This is a genomic window from Nocardioides sp. BE266, assembly GCF_031457855.1.
GTDB lineage: Bacteria > Actinomycetota > Actinomycetes > Propionibacteriales > Nocardioidaceae > Nocardioides.
The window spans coordinates 213,164-227,906 of record NZ_JAURTI010000001.1 but is presented as its reverse complement, the minus strand read 5'-3'; the positions used below and the strand labels follow the sequence as shown (position 1 = coordinate 227,906).

At 71.9% G+C, this 14,743-nt stretch carries 17 protein-coding genes; 10 read left to right on the top strand and 7 right to left on the bottom strand.

Features of this window, described 5'->3' with window-relative positions; genetic code table 11:
• Positions 1-6: 6 nt before the first annotated feature.
• Complete coding sequence (locus J2X46_RS01135; protein ID WP_310245837.1) at positions 7-468, top strand: DUF2231 domain-containing protein; 462 nt, start codon at positions 7-9, stop codon at positions 466-468.
• 5 nt (positions 469-473) lie between these two features.
• Here the strand turns inward: J2X46_RS01135 and rsgA are convergent, their stop codons facing one another.
• Genes rsgA through J2X46_RS01115 form a run of 4 tightly spaced genes read right to left on the bottom strand, consistent with a single transcriptional unit; the run spans position 474 to position 5,530 of the window.
• Entirely contained in the window at positions 474-1,478 is a 1,005-nt protein-coding gene (gene rsgA, locus J2X46_RS01130) for a ribosome small subunit-dependent GTPase A (RefSeq protein WP_310245834.1), read from the bottom strand.
• Positions 1,475-2,794, bottom strand: coding sequence for a 3-phosphoshikimate 1-carboxyvinyltransferase (gene aroA, locus J2X46_RS01125; protein ID WP_397212391.1), 1,320 nt, complete (start codon positions 2,792-2,794; stop codon positions 1,475-1,477). The genes rsgA and aroA overlap by 4 nt, the downstream gene beginning before the upstream one ends.
• Before the next feature lie 31 nt (positions 2,795-2,825).
• Positions 2,826-3,356: a DoxX family protein gene (locus J2X46_RS01120; protein ID WP_310245832.1), complete on the bottom strand. Its 531-nt coding sequence runs from the start codon at positions 3,354-3,356 to the stop codon at positions 2,826-2,828.
• A 56-nt stretch (positions 3,357-3,412) separates the two neighbouring features.
• Positions 3,413-5,530, bottom strand: coding sequence for a sigma-70 family RNA polymerase sigma factor (locus J2X46_RS01115; protein ID WP_310245829.1), 2,118 nt, complete (start codon positions 5,528-5,530; stop codon positions 3,413-3,415).
• A 315-nt stretch (positions 5,531-5,845) separates the two neighbouring features.
• On the opposite strand from J2X46_RS01115, the gene J2X46_RS01110 reads away from it, so the two are divergent.
• The 8 genes from J2X46_RS01110 (at position 5,846) to J2X46_RS01080 (ending at position 10,954) form a co-directional block, all read left to right on the top strand.
• On the top strand, positions 5,846-6,463 hold the full coding sequence (locus tag J2X46_RS01110; protein ID WP_310245826.1) for a hypothetical protein: 618 nt from the start codon (positions 5,846-5,848) through the stop codon (positions 6,461-6,463).
• A 42-nt stretch (positions 6,464-6,505) separates the two neighbouring features.
• Positions 6,506-7,243, top strand: a complete 738-nt coding sequence (locus J2X46_RS01105) for an SOS response-associated peptidase (protein WP_310245824.1) — start codon at positions 6,506-6,508, stop codon at positions 7,241-7,243.
• A 10-nt stretch (positions 7,244-7,253) separates the two neighbouring features.
• Entirely contained in the window at positions 7,254-7,916 is a 663-nt protein-coding gene (locus tag J2X46_RS01100) for an alpha/beta family hydrolase (protein ID WP_310245821.1), read from the top strand.
• A 63-nt stretch (positions 7,917-7,979) separates the two neighbouring features.
• On the top strand, positions 7,980-8,636 hold the full coding sequence (locus J2X46_RS01095; protein ID WP_310245819.1) for a sigma-70 family RNA polymerase sigma factor: 657 nt from the start codon (positions 7,980-7,982) through the stop codon (positions 8,634-8,636).
• The gene (gene rsrA, locus J2X46_RS01090; RefSeq protein WP_310245816.1) at positions 8,633-8,920 is read left to right on the top strand and encodes a mycothiol system anti-sigma-R factor; all 288 of its coding nucleotides are present in this window, start codon (positions 8,633-8,635) and stop codon (positions 8,918-8,920) included. Before J2X46_RS01095 ends, rsrA begins: the two co-directional genes overlap by 4 nt.
• Before the next feature lie 65 nt (positions 8,921-8,985).
• Positions 8,986-9,060 (top strand): 50S ribosomal protein bL37, encoded by a 75-nt coding sequence (locus J2X46_RS24095; RefSeq protein WP_369759046.1) that lies wholly within the window; start codon positions 8,986-8,988, stop codon positions 9,058-9,060.
• Positions 9,061-9,156: 96 nt separating this feature from the next.
• A complete protein-coding gene (locus J2X46_RS01085; protein WP_310245814.1) occupies positions 9,157-10,416 on the top strand; it encodes a sulfatase-like hydrolase/transferase in 1,260 nt (419 codons plus the stop codon).
• Positions 10,417-10,510: 94 nt separating this feature from the next.
• A complete protein-coding gene (locus tag J2X46_RS01080; protein ID WP_310245812.1) occupies positions 10,511-10,954 on the top strand; it encodes a hypothetical protein in 444 nt (147 codons plus the stop codon).
• Between the two features lie 23 nt (positions 10,955-10,977).
• Here J2X46_RS01080 and J2X46_RS01075 read toward each other — a convergent pair whose 3' ends face one another.
• Together J2X46_RS01075 and J2X46_RS01070 are read right to left on the bottom strand one after the other, a co-directional pair.
• Positions 10,978-11,895, bottom strand: coding sequence for a sulfotransferase domain-containing protein (locus J2X46_RS01075; protein WP_310245810.1), 918 nt, complete (start codon positions 11,893-11,895; stop codon positions 10,978-10,980).
• Positions 11,896-12,068: 173 nt separating this feature from the next.
• On the bottom strand, positions 12,069-13,442 hold the full coding sequence (locus tag J2X46_RS01070) for an NUDIX hydrolase (RefSeq protein ID WP_310245808.1): 1,374 nt from the start codon (positions 13,440-13,442) through the stop codon (positions 12,069-12,071).
• A gap of 68 nt (positions 13,443-13,510) precedes the next feature.
• Here J2X46_RS01070 and J2X46_RS01065 point away from each other — a divergent pair, with 68 nt between their 5' ends.
• On the top strand, positions 13,511-14,314 hold the full coding sequence (locus J2X46_RS01065; protein WP_310245806.1) for a class I SAM-dependent methyltransferase: 804 nt from the start codon (positions 13,511-13,513) through the stop codon (positions 14,312-14,314).
• Here J2X46_RS01065 and J2X46_RS01060 read toward each other — a convergent pair.
• A complete protein-coding gene (locus J2X46_RS01060; RefSeq protein ID WP_310245804.1) occupies positions 14,311-14,679 on the bottom strand; it encodes a thioesterase, FlK family in 369 nt (122 codons plus the stop codon). The genes J2X46_RS01065 and J2X46_RS01060 overlap by 4 nt on opposite strands.
• Positions 14,680-14,743 lie beyond the last annotated feature (64 nt).

Genomic DNA, 14,743 nt, shown 5'->3' with positions numbered 1-14,743 from the left:
GCACGCATGGAACTCAACGGTGTGCCGTTGCACCCGCTCGTCGTCCACGCCGTGGTGGTCCTCGGACCGCTCGCGGTCCTCACCGGTCTCGTGTACGCCGCCGTGCCGAAGTGGCGGTGGCTGCTCCGCTGGCCCCTCGTCGTGCTCGCCGTGCTCACTGCGGTGACCGCGTTCATGGCCACCTTGTCGGGAGAGAACCTCCTGGAGTCGCGGCCCGAGCTCGAGCCGCTGGTCGAGGAGCACGAGGAGCGCGGCGAGCTGCTGCGCAACGTCGCTCTGGGCTTCGTCCCCGTGTCGCTGCTCGCCGCCTGGGCGCTCGGCGGGGTCTCCGCCCTGGCGTCCGGGCGCGGTGCGCGCGAGTCGCGGTGGCAGGTGCCGGTGGCGCTCCTGCTGGTGGCGGGATCGATCGCCCTGGCAGTGGCGCTGTTCCTCGCCGGGGACTCCGGCGCGCGGGCCGTCTGGGGCTGACAGCCCTACCAGTCGCTCGCGCCTTCGCGGGCGGCCAGCAGCCGCCGGAAGGAGTCCACGCGGTCGGGGTCGGCCTCGCCGGCCGCGATCGCCTCGTCGAGCCCGCACTCGGGCTCGCCGGTGCCGTGCGTGCACCCGCGCGGGCAGTCCTCGGTCATCTCGTCGAGGTCGGGGAAGGCCTCGATCAGCCGCTCCGGCTCGACGTGGGCGAGCCCGAAGGAGCGGATGCCGGGAGTGTCGATGATCCAGCCGTCGCCGTCGGGGAGCTCGAGGAGGTAGGCACTGGTCGAGGTGTGGCGGCCGCGGCCGGTGACCGCGTTGACGATGCCCACCTCGCGCTTCGCGTCCGGAACCAGGGCGTTGACCAGGGTCGACTTGCCGACGCCGCTGTGCCCGACCAGGACGCTCGTGCGCCCGCGCAGGCGCTCGCGCAGCTCGGTCAGGTCGCCGGCGCCCTCGCCCTTGAGCTGGGTCACGACCCACGGCACGCCCAGGGAGCGGTAGGTCGACAGCAGTGTCTCGGGATCGGCCAGGTCGGCCTTGGTGAGGCAGAGGAGCGGCGCCATCCCGGCGTCGTACGCCGCCACGAGGGCGCGGTCGATCAGGCGCGGGCGCGGCTCGGGATCGGCCAGCGCGGTCACCACGACCAGCTGGTCGGCGTTGGAGACGATGACGCGCTCGACGGGATCGTCGTCGTCGGCCGTGCGCCGCAGCGTCGTGCTGCGCTCGACCACCTCGACGATCCGGGCCAGCGACCCGTCGTCCCCACTCGTGTCGCCGACGACCCGCACGTGGTCGCCGACCACCACGCCCTTGCGGCCGAGCGGACGTGACTTCATCGCCATCACCCGGCGGCCCTCGAGCAGGAGGGTGAACCGGCCACGGTCGACCGTGACGACCCGCGCGTCGACGGCGTCGTCGTAGGTCGGTCGGTCCTTGGTGCGCGGGCGGGTGCGGCGGCGTGGTCGCTCGTAGTGCTCGTGGTCGTGCTCCGAGTAGCGACCGGTCACTGGACGGCCCCGGCTGCCCGCCCGTGCACCGCGGTGCTCCACGCGGTCGCGAAGTCCGGGAAGGTCTTCGAGGTGGTGGCGATGTCCTCGACGAGCACGTCGTCGACGGCCAGGCCCAGGATCACGCCCGCGTGGGCCATCCGGTGGTCGGCGTAGGTGTGGAAGGTGCCGCCGTGCAGGGCGGCCGGCCGGATCGAGAGCCCGTCCTCGCGCTCGGTGACGTCGGCGCCCAGCCGGCCCAGCTCGGTCGCGAGCGCGGCGAGCCGGTCGGTCTCGTGGCCCCGGATGTGGGCGACCCCGCGCAGGTGCGAGGGGGAGTCGGCCAGTGCGCACAGGGCCGCGATCGCCGGGGTGAGCTCGCCGACGTCGTGCAGGTCGAGGTCGACGCCGCTGAGCCGCACCGGGCCCACGACGGTCAGGTCTCCGTCGGCGAGGGTGACCTCGCACCCCATCCGGGCCAGGATCTCGCGCAGCTCGTCGCCGGGCTGGGTGGTCTCCGACGGCCAGTCACGCACCGTCACGCGACCACCGGTCGCGGCGCCGAGGGCGAGGAACGGGGCGGCGTTGGAGAGGTCGGGCTCGATCTCGTGGTCGACCGCGGCAACGGGTCCGGGGCTCACGGCCCAGCGGTTGGCGTCGCCGTCGTCCACCTCGACACCGTGCCGTCGCAGCATCTGCACGGTCATCTCGATGTGGGGCAGCGACGGCACCGGCTTGCCGACGTGGCGTACGTCGACGCCGTGGTCGTAGCGCGCGCCGGCGAGCAGCAGCGCCGAGACGAACTGCGACGAGGCGCTCGCGTCGATGGTGACCGTGCCGCCCGGCACCGCGCCGTCACCGTGCACCGCGAACGGCAGCGCCCCGCGCCCGCCGTCGTCGATCCGCACGCCCAGCGCGCCGAGCGCGGCCAGCATCGGCCCGACCGGCCGCAGCCGCATGTGGGGGTCGCCGTCGAAGGCGACCGTGCCGCGCGCCAGGCCGACGACCGGAGGCACGAAGCGCATCACCGTGCCGGCGAGCCCGCAGTCGACCTCGGCGTCGCGGTCCCAGGCTCCTGGGGTGACGGCCCAGTCGCCGTCCTGGTCGGCCACCTCGGTGCCGAGCGCCGACAGGGCGGCGGCCATGAGCAGGGTGTCGCGCGAGCGCAGCGGACGTCGTACGACACTCGGTCCGTCGGCGACGGCTGCGAGCAGCAGCGCCCGGTTGGTCAGCGACTTGCTGCCGGGCAGCGAGACGACGCGGTCGACCGGGTCGAGGGGGCGCGGCGCCGGCCACAGGTCGGTCGGCGGCACGTCGTGCGTCGCGGGCTCACTCACCCGCGCACCCTATCGAGAGAACCGCCCTGGCTCAGGTGAGCTGCGCTCGCGCGAGCTTCGCCTCGCGGCGGGCGTCCTTGGCGACCTGCTTGGCCTCACGTCGTACGTCGGCGGCGGCGCGGCGGGCCCGCCACGCCAGGCCCGGCTGGCCCTCGGTGTCGACCGCGGCGAGCAGGAGGCCGCCGAGGACGGAGGTGTTCTTGAAGAACTGGAGGCGCTGGGTGGCCTTGGCCTGCGGGTCGGACTCGTCCCAGAAGGCGTGCCCGGCGAAGGTCGTGGGGACCAGCGACGCGGCGAGGACTGTGGCGCTCAGTCGTGGAGCGCGGCCGGTCGCGAGCGCGGCTGCGGCGAGGAGCTGGGCGCCGGCGTTGATCCGCACCAACGTGGCCGGGTCGCTCGGGATCGGGGCACCGGGCGCGGCCTGCTGGGCTAGCGGCACGACCCGGTCGGTGACCTTCTTGGCCTTGGCCGCGTGCGACTCGGTGTTGCGGAGGGCGTTGATGCCTCCGGCGACGAAGATCGAGGCCAGCATCGGCCGGGCGAGCAAGCGGGTGATCGTCATGCCTCTTGTCTACACGATGGGCCGAGGCAGGCGCCTCGTCCGCAGGGGTGCAGGGCTCAGTCGAGTACGGCGCGCCAGGTGTTGTTGCTGAGGTCGGGGTCATCGGTGACCGGGACGAGGCGGGCGCTCAGGGTGGTGCCCCTCTGCGCGAGCACGACCAGGCGGACCCGGGTGTTCGAGGCCGAGACCTGGCAGGTCGCACCGCCCGTGTGGATGTCGCACCGCGGGTCGCTGACGATGGGGACGATCACGCCGTCGACGTCGACCTCGATGCGGGCCGCGTCACCGCTGGCGAGGCCGGCCGCCCGCACCACCACGAAGAAGATCTGGTCCAGGCTGCTGACCGAGCCCGTGAGCGACGCGTCGGCGCTCGTGGGGGTCGGGTCCGTGGGCGTCGGATCTGTGGGCGTCGGGTCCGTCGGGGTCGGGCCCGTCGGGGTCGGGTCCGTCGGGGTCGGGTCCGTCGGGGTCGGGTCCGTGGGCGTCGGGTCGGTCGGCGTCGGGTCCGTGGGCGTCGGGTCCGTGGGCGTCGGGTCCGTGGGCGTCGGGTCCGTGGGCGTCGGGTCCGTGGGCGTCGGGTCCGTCGGGGTCGGGTCCGTCGGGGTCGGGTCCGTGGGCGTCGGGTCCGTGGGCGTCGGGTCGGTCGGGGTCGGGTCGGTCGGCGTCGGGTCGGTCGGCGTCGGGTCCGTGGGCGTCGGGTCCGTGGGCGTCGGGTCCGTGGGCGTCGGGTCCGTGGGCGTGGGGTCGGTCGGCGTGGGGTCGGTCGGCGTCGGGTCGGTCGGCGTCGGGTCGGACGGGGTGGGACCCGTGGGCGGCGGCCCCGTGGTGGGGGGCGACGGGGTCGGAGTCGACGAGTTCGTGGTCGTGGGAGTGGGTGTCGGGCTCTGCGTGGGGTCCTGGGTCGGGTCCTGCGTCGGGTTCGAGGTCGGGTTCGACGTCGGGCTCGGGTCGTCGGTCGGGTCGTCGGTCGGGTCGTCGGTCGGGTCGTCCGTCGGAGACGGGTCGTCGGTGCCCTGGGTCGGATCGGTGCTGGGGTCGGTCGTCGACGCGGTCGTGGGGTCGGTGGTCGGCGCGAGGGGTGGGGCGACGACGTCGTCGGGCGCGTCCGTCTCCACCGTGTCGTCGGTGGCGTCGGAGCCATCCCCCGAGCCGGAGCCGGAGCGCAGCGAGCTGCCGCCCGGGTCGGCGGGCGCGCTGACGCCGGGGTTCTTCACGGGTGGGTCGGCCACGGTGCGGTCGGCGTTGTTGAGCCCGACCACGATCGCACCACCCACCACGGTGACGGTCGCGGCGACGCCTGCGACCGCGACGGCCCCAGTGTTGCCGACCACGAGGTCGCGGATCCTGCCCACGACCGCACCCACGCCCACCGGGACGGACGCGCCGCCGGCCGCGGCAGCGCCGACGTAGGTCGCGGCGAGCCCGCCGAGCAGAAGAGGCGCCAGGATCGCGCCGAGGTTGGAGTTGACCTCGGTGAGCTCGAGGTAGATCGCCATGCAGGACCGGCACTCGCCGAGGTGGCTCTCGACCTTCGCCCCGTCGCGGCGCGAGGTGGCGTTGCGGATGTAGGCACCGAGCTGGCCGTGCGTCCAGCGGCAGGTGTCCTCCTCGAGCTCCGTGACGTGCTGGGTGAGGAAGGCCTGGCGGAGGCCCTCGCGGGCCCGGTAGGCGAGCGCGGAGACCGAGTTGGCGCTCATCCCGAGCAGGGGAGCGATGTCGGCGGGCTTGTCGCCCTCCACCTCCATGTGCCACAGCACCAGCTGCCAGCGCTCGGGGAGCGAGGCGAACGCGCGCGCAGCCGCGGCGCTCTCGAAGCCCTCCACGGCGGTGTCGCGGAACGGCACCCCGGGGTCGAAGGCCTCCATGTCGTCGGTCGTGTGGAGCTTGGCGTTGGCGCGGAAGCGGTCGACCTGGAGGCGTCGTACGGAGGTGAGCAGGTAGGCGCGGAAGGCGACGTCCGGGCCGCCCCCGCGCTGGAGCACCCCGAGCACCTTGATGAAGGCGTCGGAGACGAGGTCCTCGGCGTCACCCGCGGGCACGAGCTGGCGGGCGAGGCGCCGGGCGGCGTCGGCGTGGCGCTCGAAGAGCGTGCCGTAGGCGTCGACGTCCCCACCGCGGACCGCCGAGATCAGCTCGGCGTCCCCCAGTGGTTCGACGCTGGTGGCAGTGCTCATGTCGAGGCTCCGGACGCGCGCCTGACCCGGGTGCCAGGCAGACGTGACTCTAGACCTCGGGGGTGGCATCGCGGCCGCGAAGCAAATAAATCCAAATTCCTGGTCTGGTCCGCGTCATGGGGTGGCATGAGCCGCGTCACATCGGTGAGCAGGACGACCAGTGAGGGGTATGCCGTGAAGATCTTCGCCGCACGCGTGCGACGGATCTCGGCGTCCGATCCTGGGGCGAGCAGGCCAGAGTCTCCCGAAGCGCGGTTGGGGTTGCCGCACCGGTTCGAGGCTGTGGGGGAGGCGCTCGCCTCAGGGTCGGGTCTCGTGGACGCGTGCGCGGTCGCCGGGCAGGACCTGGCCCGCGACGGCGCATCCGTGCAGGAGGCCCTGGAGTCGCTGCGCGCCACGTCGCACCGGATGGCGGGTGGGGATCCGTCGTTCGATGCGGTGGCGGCGCTGCTCACCGCGTGGAGCGAGACGACGCTGGGCTACCTGCACCAGCTCTCCTGCGACGACCCGCTCACCGGTCTCTCCAGCCAGGCCCACCTCCGGAGCCGGCTCTCGGAGCTCCACCGGCTGCCGCTCGCCGAGGGGGCCGTCGCGGCCCACGCGCTCGTCGTGTGCGCCCTCCCGTTCGGCGACGACCCGTCGGAGCAGCCGGTCGACCACTTCACCCGCGCCATGCGCCTGGCCCGCGCCGGCGAGATGGCGCGCACGGTCTTCGCCCGCGACGAGACCGTGGCACGGGTGGGCATGCACCGCGTCGTGGTCCTCACTGCTCGCGACGACCGGCTGGGTCGGCGCGTCCGGGTGCTGCGCACCCTCCTCGACGGCGCCGAGGGCGGACGCTCCGGTGCTCCGCCGGTCCGGGTGTGGATCGAGGGGCTGCCCGACTCCGACCCGGCCACCGGGATGCTGCTCGACGAGCTCGCCCGCGGCTGACGCCCGAGCCGGACGTCGTACCCGACCCCTAGGGTGGGCGCTATGTGCGGCCGCTACGCCTCCTCCCGGAGCCCCGACGACCTCGTCGACGAGTTCGAGGTGGTCGAGAGCCGGGTGAGCGGGCCGCTCGCCGCCGACTACAACGTGGCCCCCACCAAGGAGGTCTACGCCGTCGTCGAGCGGCCGCCCTCGCGCGAGTCGGAGGAGCCGCCCCAGCGCCAGCTGCGGGTCTTCACCTGGGGCCTGGTGCCGTCGTGGGCCAAGGACCCGTCCATCGGCAACCGGATGATCAACGCCCGGATGGAGACCGTCGCGGAGAAGCCCGCCTACCGCAAGGCCTTCGCCTCGCGCCGCGCGCTGCTGCCGGCCGACGGCTACTTCGAGTGGTACCCGACGTCCCAGACCAACTCGAAGGGCAAGCCGGTCAAGCAGCCCTTCTTCATCCGTCCCAAGGACGGCGGGGTCCTCGCGATGGCCGGGCTCTACGAGATCTGGCGCGATCCGACCAAGGCGGAGGACGACCCCGACCGGTTCCGCTGGACCTGCACGGTGCTCACCACGCAGGCCGAGGACTCGCTCGGCCACATCCACGACCGGATGCCGCTGATGGTCGAGCGCGAGCGCTGGCACGAGTGGCTCGACCCGACGACCGGCGGCGACACCTCGCTGCTCGTCCCCGCCGCCCCGGGCCGGCTCGAGGCGTACGCCGTGCCGACCCTGGTCAGCAACGTCCGCAACAACGGTCCCGAGCTCGTCGAGCCACTGGAGGCGACCTCGTGAAGGAGCGCTCGTGAAGAAGGCCACGGTCCGCAGCATCGACACGCCCCACGGCGAGGGTCGGCTGCACACCCGCCGCGCGACCAGCCCGATGGCGACGCTGCTGCTCAGCCACGGCGCCGGAGGCGGCGTCGAGTCGCGCGACCTGTGGGCGCTCGCCGACGCGCTGCCCGCCCAGGGCGTCTCGGTGGTCCTCTTCGAGCAGCCGTGGCGGGTCGCCGGCCGCAAGGTCGCGACGGCGCCGCCCACGCTCGACGTCGCGCTGCGGTGCGCGGCCGACGTGATGCGGGTCCGCACCCCGCTCGTGGTCGGCGGACGCTCGGCCGGAGCCCGCTCCGCAGCCCGTACGGCGAAGTCGCTGGGCGCGACCGGCTGCCTGGCCCTGTCGTTCCCGCTCCACCAGCCCGGCAGGACCGAGCCGACGCGGCTCCCGGAGCTGATGGGCGCCGGCCTGCCGACGCTCGTGGTCCAGGGCGAGCGCGATCCCATGGGCCGGCCCGAGGAGTTCCCGGGCGACCTGCCCGACCTCGACATGGTCGTGATCCCCGCCGGCGACCACGGCCTCAAGGTGCCGGCACGGGGCGAGGTGACGCAGGACGAGGCGATGGGGATCGTGGTCGAGTCCACGCTCGAGTGGCTGGTGCGCGAAGTGGTCGGGAATCCTCCGGCGGGGTGAGGTGTTGGGGTCTGTGTGCAGGCAATGACCCTCGAAAGACCCACGGCGGTACTGTGGGAGGCGATGACTGAGTCGCTCAAGGACGAGATGTCCGACCACGAGACCGTGCCCGCGGAGGAGACCTCCGAGGAGCGGTCGGCGCGCTTCGAGCGCGACGCCCTGCCCTTCCTGGACCAGCTCTACGGCGCGGCGATGCGGATGACCCGCAACCCCGCCGATGCGGAGGACCTGGTGCAGGAGACCTTCGCGAAGGCCTACAGCGCGTTCCACCAGTTCAAGCCCGGCACGAACCTCAAGGCCTGGCTCTACCGGATCCTGACCAACACCTACATCAACTCCTACCGCAAGAAGCAGCGCCAGCCGCAGCAGTCGATGTCCGAGGACGTCGAGGACTGGCAGCTCGCGCGCGCCGAGTCGCACTCGTCGACCGGCCTGCGGTCGGCGGAGATGGAGGCGCTGGAGCACCTTCCCGACTCCGAGGTGAAGGACGCGCTGCAGCGCCTGCCAGAGGAGTTCCGCCTCGCGGTCTACCTGGCCGACGTCGAGGGATTCCCCTACAAGGAGATCGCCGAGATCATGGACACGCCGATCGGCACCGTGATGTCCCGCCTCCACCGCGGACGCCGCCAGCTGCGCGACATGCTCGCCGACTACGTCCGGACCAACGACCTCCTCCCGGCCAGCTCGCTGCCGGGCGCGACCGAGGGGAGCGGATCGTGACCACCCACGAGCACGACAGCCACGAGCACGGCAAGGACGACTGCGTCGACTACATCGAGCGCATCGTCTACCTCATCGACAACGAGCTCGACCAGGCCGACTGCGCCGTCGTCGAGCTGCACCTGCGCGAGTGCGGTCCCTGCCTGGAGAAGTACGACCTCCAGAAGGCCGTCAAGCAGCTCGTCGCCCGGTCCTGCTCCGAGTCGGCGCCGGAGTCCCTGCGTGACCGCGTACGCCTCCAGCTGCGCGAGGTGCGGGTCCAGATCACCGAGGGTGGCAGCTGAGCCGATTCGCCGCGCCCCGGCGATTTTGAGACACTGCTCCGAGCACCGATTCCAGGAGGACGACCATGGGCAAGACCGGACGCAAGCGCCGCGCTCGCAAGAAGAAGGGCGCGAACCACGGCAAGCGCCCCAACGCCTGACCGTCACCGACGCGTCACGCCGCCGAAGTCCCCGCCAGTGGCGGGGACTTTTGCATGTCCCGGGGGCCTGCGCGGCCCGTGCGTAGGGTGTGGCACGTGGCCGACAACGTCCTGTGGATCGTCACCGACGACCAGATGCGCTCGACCCTGCGATCGATGAACCGCACCTGGAAGCGGCTCGTGCGCAAGGGCGTGCACTTCCGGCAGGGCTACAGCGCGATGCCGTTGTGCGGGCCGGCGCGCGCCTCGATCCTCACCAGTCGCTATCCGCACAACCACGGGTGCGACACGAACATGACCCACCAGCCCTTCGTCGCGCGAGGACTCGACCAGGACACCGCGGCGACCAGGATGAAGGCGGCCGGCTACAGCACCGGTTACTTCGGGAAGTACATGAACGGGATCGCCCAGGACCCGACGTACGTCGCCCCCGGGTGGGACCGCTGGGTGACCCTGCTCGACGGCATGATCGACGACCCGAGGGTGAACGTCGACGGCACCGTCCGGCGGGTCGCCTCGCAGAGGAAGTTCGACGCGTTCGCCGCCAGGCGGCTGCGCCGCTTCATCCGTCGCAACGAGGACACCGGTCCGTGGTTCGCCGTGTTCTCGCCGACCGCGCCCCACGGTCCCTACACGCCGAGCCCCGAGCATGCCGACGACTTCGACGGCGAGCCCTGGGACCCGCCGGCGTTCAACGAGGCCGACATGAGCGACAAGCCCGCGAAGCTGCGTGACCTGCCGAAGCAGGACCGTCGCCGGATGCGGAAGATCCACGAGGGCAAGCTCGAGGAGCTGCAGGACGTCGACGACCAGGTCGAGAAGGTGCTGGACGTCCTGCGGCGGACCCGGCAGCTCCGGAGGACGTGGATCTTCTTCGTCTCCGACAACGGCTTCCTGCTGGGCGAGCACCGCCTGTTCTCGAAGTCGCAGCCCTACGAGGAGGCGGCGGGCGTCCCGTTCGTCGTACGCGGGCCCGGGGTCGCGCCGCGGACGGTCGACGCGCTCGTCTCGCAGGTCGACCTGATGCCCACCACCCTCGACATCGCCGGTCTTGATCCCGACGCCGGGCGCGAGCTCGACGGCCGGTCCATGCTCGGGCCCCTCAGGTCCGGCGAGTGGTCCTCGTGGCGGCGTCGACTGATCATCGAGAACACCCACCTCGACTGGTCGCTGCTCCGCGAGGGCTCCCACGCCTACATCGAGCACCAGCGCACCGGCGAGTTCGAGCTGTACGACCTCGAGCGCGACCCGCACCAGCTCACCAGCCTGGGCGACGCCGACGTCTCGGACTGGGCGCGGAAGACCAGCGAGCTCACCCAGACCCAGGGCCGCGCCCTGCGCCGGTTCGAGCAGTAGTCGGCAGTCCACGGTCTCTTGTTTCATCGTGCGTGCCGGCGGGATGATGGATCCTTCACGAGCAGCCTCCCGGTAGCTCTCTGGGGGCGATCCCATGTCAGACACCCACCCAACGGCCCCGTCAGGGCTGCCGTGGATCCGTCGGCCGGGCGCCCTCGGCCTCACCCTCGGCACCGTGGTCGCCGTGGCGAGCGGGCTCCCGACGCTGATGCTCGAGCAGGCGCCGCTCGGAGTGATGCTGATCCTGCTCGCCCTCGACGTCCTCGCCCTGTACGCGATGGTCGAAGGATTCCTTCGGCTCCGATCCACGAGTGAGCAGGCGGACGCGGCCGCCGCCCAGGGCCGCGGCTGGTGGCGGTGTGAGCTGCCCGTCTTCGAGCACCGCTACCGGCACGTCCGCGCGAGCGAGGGCCAGACCGAGCAGTGGATCTGCCGGCGATGCGGCCACCGTCGGTACACGGCGCCGAAGTCCTTCGCCGACACCGTGTCGCAGGGCGCGGCCGAAGGCAGCTGGGTCCGCCGGGACCACGAGCTGTAGCAGGGGCGGCGTCGTACCGGGACCTAGTCGATCGGTTCGCGGTGCATCCAGTCGATGAGCTCGACGGAGGCGAGGGTCCGCACGCGGGTCGCGTACCGGGCCCGGTCGGCGTCGTCGAGCAGCTCGTGCCACTGGCCGCTGACGCCGCGGTGGAAGAACGCGGCGGGGTCGATCCAGTGCTCGCGCCCGCCGGCGGGCGCGGTCGTCTCGGCCCTGCTGCGCATCGACTCGAACGTCGCCGCACCGACGAGGCGCGGCCATCGGCGCTCGTCGACCTGGATGTCGAGGCGCACGGCCAGCTGTCGCATCTGCCGCTCCAGGTCGTCCTGCAGGTCGTCGTAGTGCAGGTGTACGACGTCGAGGTCGGCCGCAGCGTCGCGGAAGGTCTCGACGTGCTCCAGGGTGCGCCGCAGCGACGACCCGACACGCGTCGCTGGCGTCTCGTCGTCGACCCACTGCCAGAACCGGTCATGCGCGCCTTCGGGGCGCGGCGACCCTCGCAGCACGGCCTCGAGCTCGATGCCGTCGATCGCTGCCGCCCGTTCGCGCGCTGCCAGGAAGGCGTCGACGTCCGTGTTGTCGATGTGGTGGTCGATCGACAGTGCAACGTCGCGGGGATCACGCCCGACACAGATGTAGGTGACCGCAGGATCGTGGGGCAACCCGTCGAGCGGCGTGTGGGTCTTGAGGAAGCGGCGATGCGTCTGGGCCCGCAGGTCGGCGAACACCTCGGAGCGGGCGCGGGTGACCATGTCGATCCACGGCGAGAGCCTGTCCAGGGGGAGCGGGAGCTCCGGTTCCTGCAGGACGAGCAGCGCGCAGATCATCTGCGTCCACGTGGTCCCGCACTTGGGCGGCGGCGCGATGATGATGTCGCCGGGGCGAAGCTCGAAGCCGTCCCAGCGGCTGCTGTCGTAGACAGTCCCCTCATAACGACGCATGGCGCTCGCGACCCAGGGGGTGGTCCCAGCCCACAGCGATCTGCACCTCGGCCAGCTCGATCACGGCTTGTTCCTCGTCAGGCGATGCTCCCGAACCTACAGCGAGCACCGGTCATCGGGCCTGGCCTATCTGCGTCGATGGAAGCGGAGCTTCACCGTTGTGGCGCACTGCCTCACCCGGTGCGGCCCGGACTGCCGGAGGCACTGACGTCGAGAGTCTCGACGGTCTGCCGGACCAGTCGTTCGCTGAAGCCCGCTGGTATCGCCGCGAGGATGGTCCAGGCCTGCCCCGCGTCTGCCAGGGTGGATTGGGCCGCGGCGACCACCAGGACGCCCGATGATGCACCGATCGCCAGCCGCGCCGCCGGCACGGCGACGTGCGCGAATGCCAGCTCGTAGATGCGCCGCCCCACCAACGAGGCGCTGTTGGTGTCGAGCGTGATGCTCAGCATGGATCCAAAGGCTCCCAGCACCATGGCGCCGCCGAGGAGTCCCCGGTCCGTGAGCACGAAATCGGCGCGCTCGCCTTCCAGGCTGGCGAACCAGCCATTCCAGACGGCGACAATCAACAGCGCGAGGATGACGGACAGCAACCCCGCCGCGATGGGTAGCGCCACGCCGCCCATGCGGAGCTTGAGGTAGACGTTGGCACTCTCCTCGTCCATCAGTCGGATGGCCTCGATGAGGCTTTCGCGAGACACGGTCGGAGTGGTCGGAGTAGTCGCGGGTTGCGCCGACGCCTTGGGCAGCAGGTCGGTGACTGCTTGGCGCCGCCACCCAGTGAGCTTCTTGTCGGCTTCGAGGCGTCGAGACGCCGCAACGGTCTGCACCTCGTCGTCCGACAGGTCGAGCAGCGCCAGCCTCTTGGAGGCGTGCAGTGTCTCCCACGCGGCGTCGATGTCCTCCTTCATCGCGAGCTGCTTCGAGAGCTCCAGGAGACGGTCTCCCGGAGCTCGCCACGCCGCCGCCCTCGGGTCGACAGTGGATCGTCCGCGAACCGCAACCATCTCGTTGGCGAAGACGTCGATGGCGGTGGAGATACGTTCCAGGCGTGCCGCTCCCGGACGGAGGGTCGCAAGACGGCGCCGCTTCAAGGCGATGGCCAGAGGTGAGGCCGGGGACACGTTCGGGGATGGCTTCGTCACGGACAGGAAGAACTCACGAAGGTCGTCGTGGGTGAGGAGCTCGCCGGCGAGCTCGCGCGGCAGCCATCGTGTCTGGAGGACGCCATCAAGTGCGTGAGGTGGATCGACGGCTCCGGCGTAGGTGCCCATGAAGTAGTGCACCTGACGCGCGTCACTGTCGGTGCGGTAGCTGAAGACGCCGACTGGGGCCATGGCCGTGACGTGGATGCCCGCCTCTTCGTCGAGCTCGCGGATGGCGGTCGCCTCCAGGTCGACGTCCGTGTCTTCCCGATGCCCCTTCGGCAGGGTCCAGTCGTCCGCGCGTTGGATCACCAGGTAGCGCGCGACCCCTTCGACATCTCTCGCCACCGCGATGACGCCTGCTTCTACTGCGGAAGCTGCCCGTTCCACCTGCTCAAGCATCCTCTGACCGGATTGTGGTGCCAAGGGTTGCCGGAGCCGCCTAGACCAATCGGTGCGAGGATCGCGGCATGGCAGACGACGGCTCGCTGGCGATGACGTTCGACTCGGCGGCGGACCTCTACCAGCAGGCGCGACCCGACTACCCGGAGGTGATCTTCGACAGCCTGGTCGAGGTGGCCGGTCTGGAGCCTGGAGACCGGCTGCTCGAGGTCGGGTGCGCCACCGGCAAGGCGACCCTGCCGCTGGCGCGCAGAGGGTTCGCGATCCACTGCATCGAGCCGGGGGACGCGCTCGTCGAGGTCGCGCGGCGCAACCTCGCGGGCTTCCCCGTCGAGGTGAAGCACGGCAGGTTCGAGGACCTGCTGGCGGCCGACCACGAGCCGTACGACCTCGTCCTCGCGGCGACCGCCTGGCACTGGATCGACCCCGACGTCCGCTACCGGCGCGCGTGGGAGCTGCTGCGGCCGGGCGGCCACCTCGCGTTCTGGAGCGCGAGCCACGTCTTCCCGGACGGTGGCGACCCGATCTTCAGCCAGCTCCAGGAGGTCTACGACGAGATCGGCGAGGGTCTCCCCGACGGCGTGACGCAGCAGCGGCCGGGCGAGCTGCCCGACCAGCGTGACGAGATCGAGGCGACCGGGCTGTTCGAGGACGTGCAGGTGCGACACGTCGACTGGGAGGTGGCCTACGACGCCGAGCGCTACCTGGCGCTGCTCGACACCTTCTCCGGCCACATCGCGATGCAGGCGTGGCAGCGGGACCGGTTGTACGGCGAGGTCCGGCGGCTGCTCGCCGAGCGACCAGACGGTCTCCTGCGTCGCGGGTGGGGCGCCGTCCTCCACGTCGCCCGCAGGCGCGACGACGCGAGCTAGAGCCGGGACAGGAAGCGCTCGGCGTCGACCACGACGCGGGTGATCTCACCGGCGCCGAGGACCTTGCCGGAGGAGGCGTCCCGGGCGCTGACGGTGAAGCGGTGCAGCCGCCCGTCGACGTACGCGCTGGACGCACTGACCTCGACGGAGGCACCGACGGGGCTGGCGGCGAGGTGCTCCACCTGGACGCGGGTGCCGACGCTGGTCGAGCCCTCCGCGAGGTCGGGCGCGAGGCTCGCGCACGTGGCCGCCTCGAGCCAGGCGAGGAGCCGTGGGGTGCCGAGGACGGGCAGGGACCCGCTGCCCAGGGCCGCCGCGGTGTCGTCGTCGGTGACCGTGAAGGTCAGGGTCACGGGGTTCGGCATGGCGCGGCCTTCCGAGAAATCGGCGGGGGAGTGAGGCAACCTGAGTGGTCCCCACACGTCTACC

Bases quoted from the DNA above. Each gene is read 5' to 3' on its own strand.
- J2X46_RS01115 (WP_310245829.1), bottom strand. From the start codon at position 5,530: ATGAGCACTGCCACCAGCGTCGAACCACTGGGGGACGCCGAGCTGATC.
- J2X46_RS01120 (WP_310245832.1), bottom strand. From the start codon at position 3,356: ATGACGATCACCCGCTTGCTCGCCCGGCCGATGCTGGCCTCGATCTTC.
- J2X46_RS01105 (WP_310245824.1), top strand. From the start codon at position 6,506: ATGTGCGGCCGCTACGCCTCCTCCCGGAGCCCCGACGACCTCGTCGAC.
- J2X46_RS01070 (WP_310245808.1), bottom strand. From the start codon at position 13,442: ATGCTTGAGCAGGTGGAACGGGCAGCTTCCGCAGTAGAAGCAGGCGTC.
- J2X46_RS01095 (WP_310245819.1), top strand. From the start codon at position 7,980: ATGACTGAGTCGCTCAAGGACGAGATGTCCGACCACGAGACCGTGCCC.
- J2X46_RS01075 (WP_310245810.1), bottom strand. From the start codon at position 11,895: ATGCGTCGTTATGAGGGGACTGTCTACGACAGCAGCCGCTGGGACGGC.
- J2X46_RS01060 (WP_310245804.1), bottom strand. From the start codon at position 14,679: ATGCCGAACCCCGTGACCCTGACCTTCACGGTCACCGACGACGACACC.
- J2X46_RS01135 (WP_310245837.1), top strand. From the start codon at position 7: ATGGAACTCAACGGTGTGCCGTTGCACCCGCTCGTCGTCCACGCCGTG.
- J2X46_RS01080 (WP_310245812.1), top strand. From the start codon at position 10,511: ATGTCAGACACCCACCCAACGGCCCCGTCAGGGCTGCCGTGGATCCGT.
- J2X46_RS01065 (WP_310245806.1), top strand. From the start codon at position 13,511: ATGGCAGACGACGGCTCGCTGGCGATGACGTTCGACTCGGCGGCGGAC.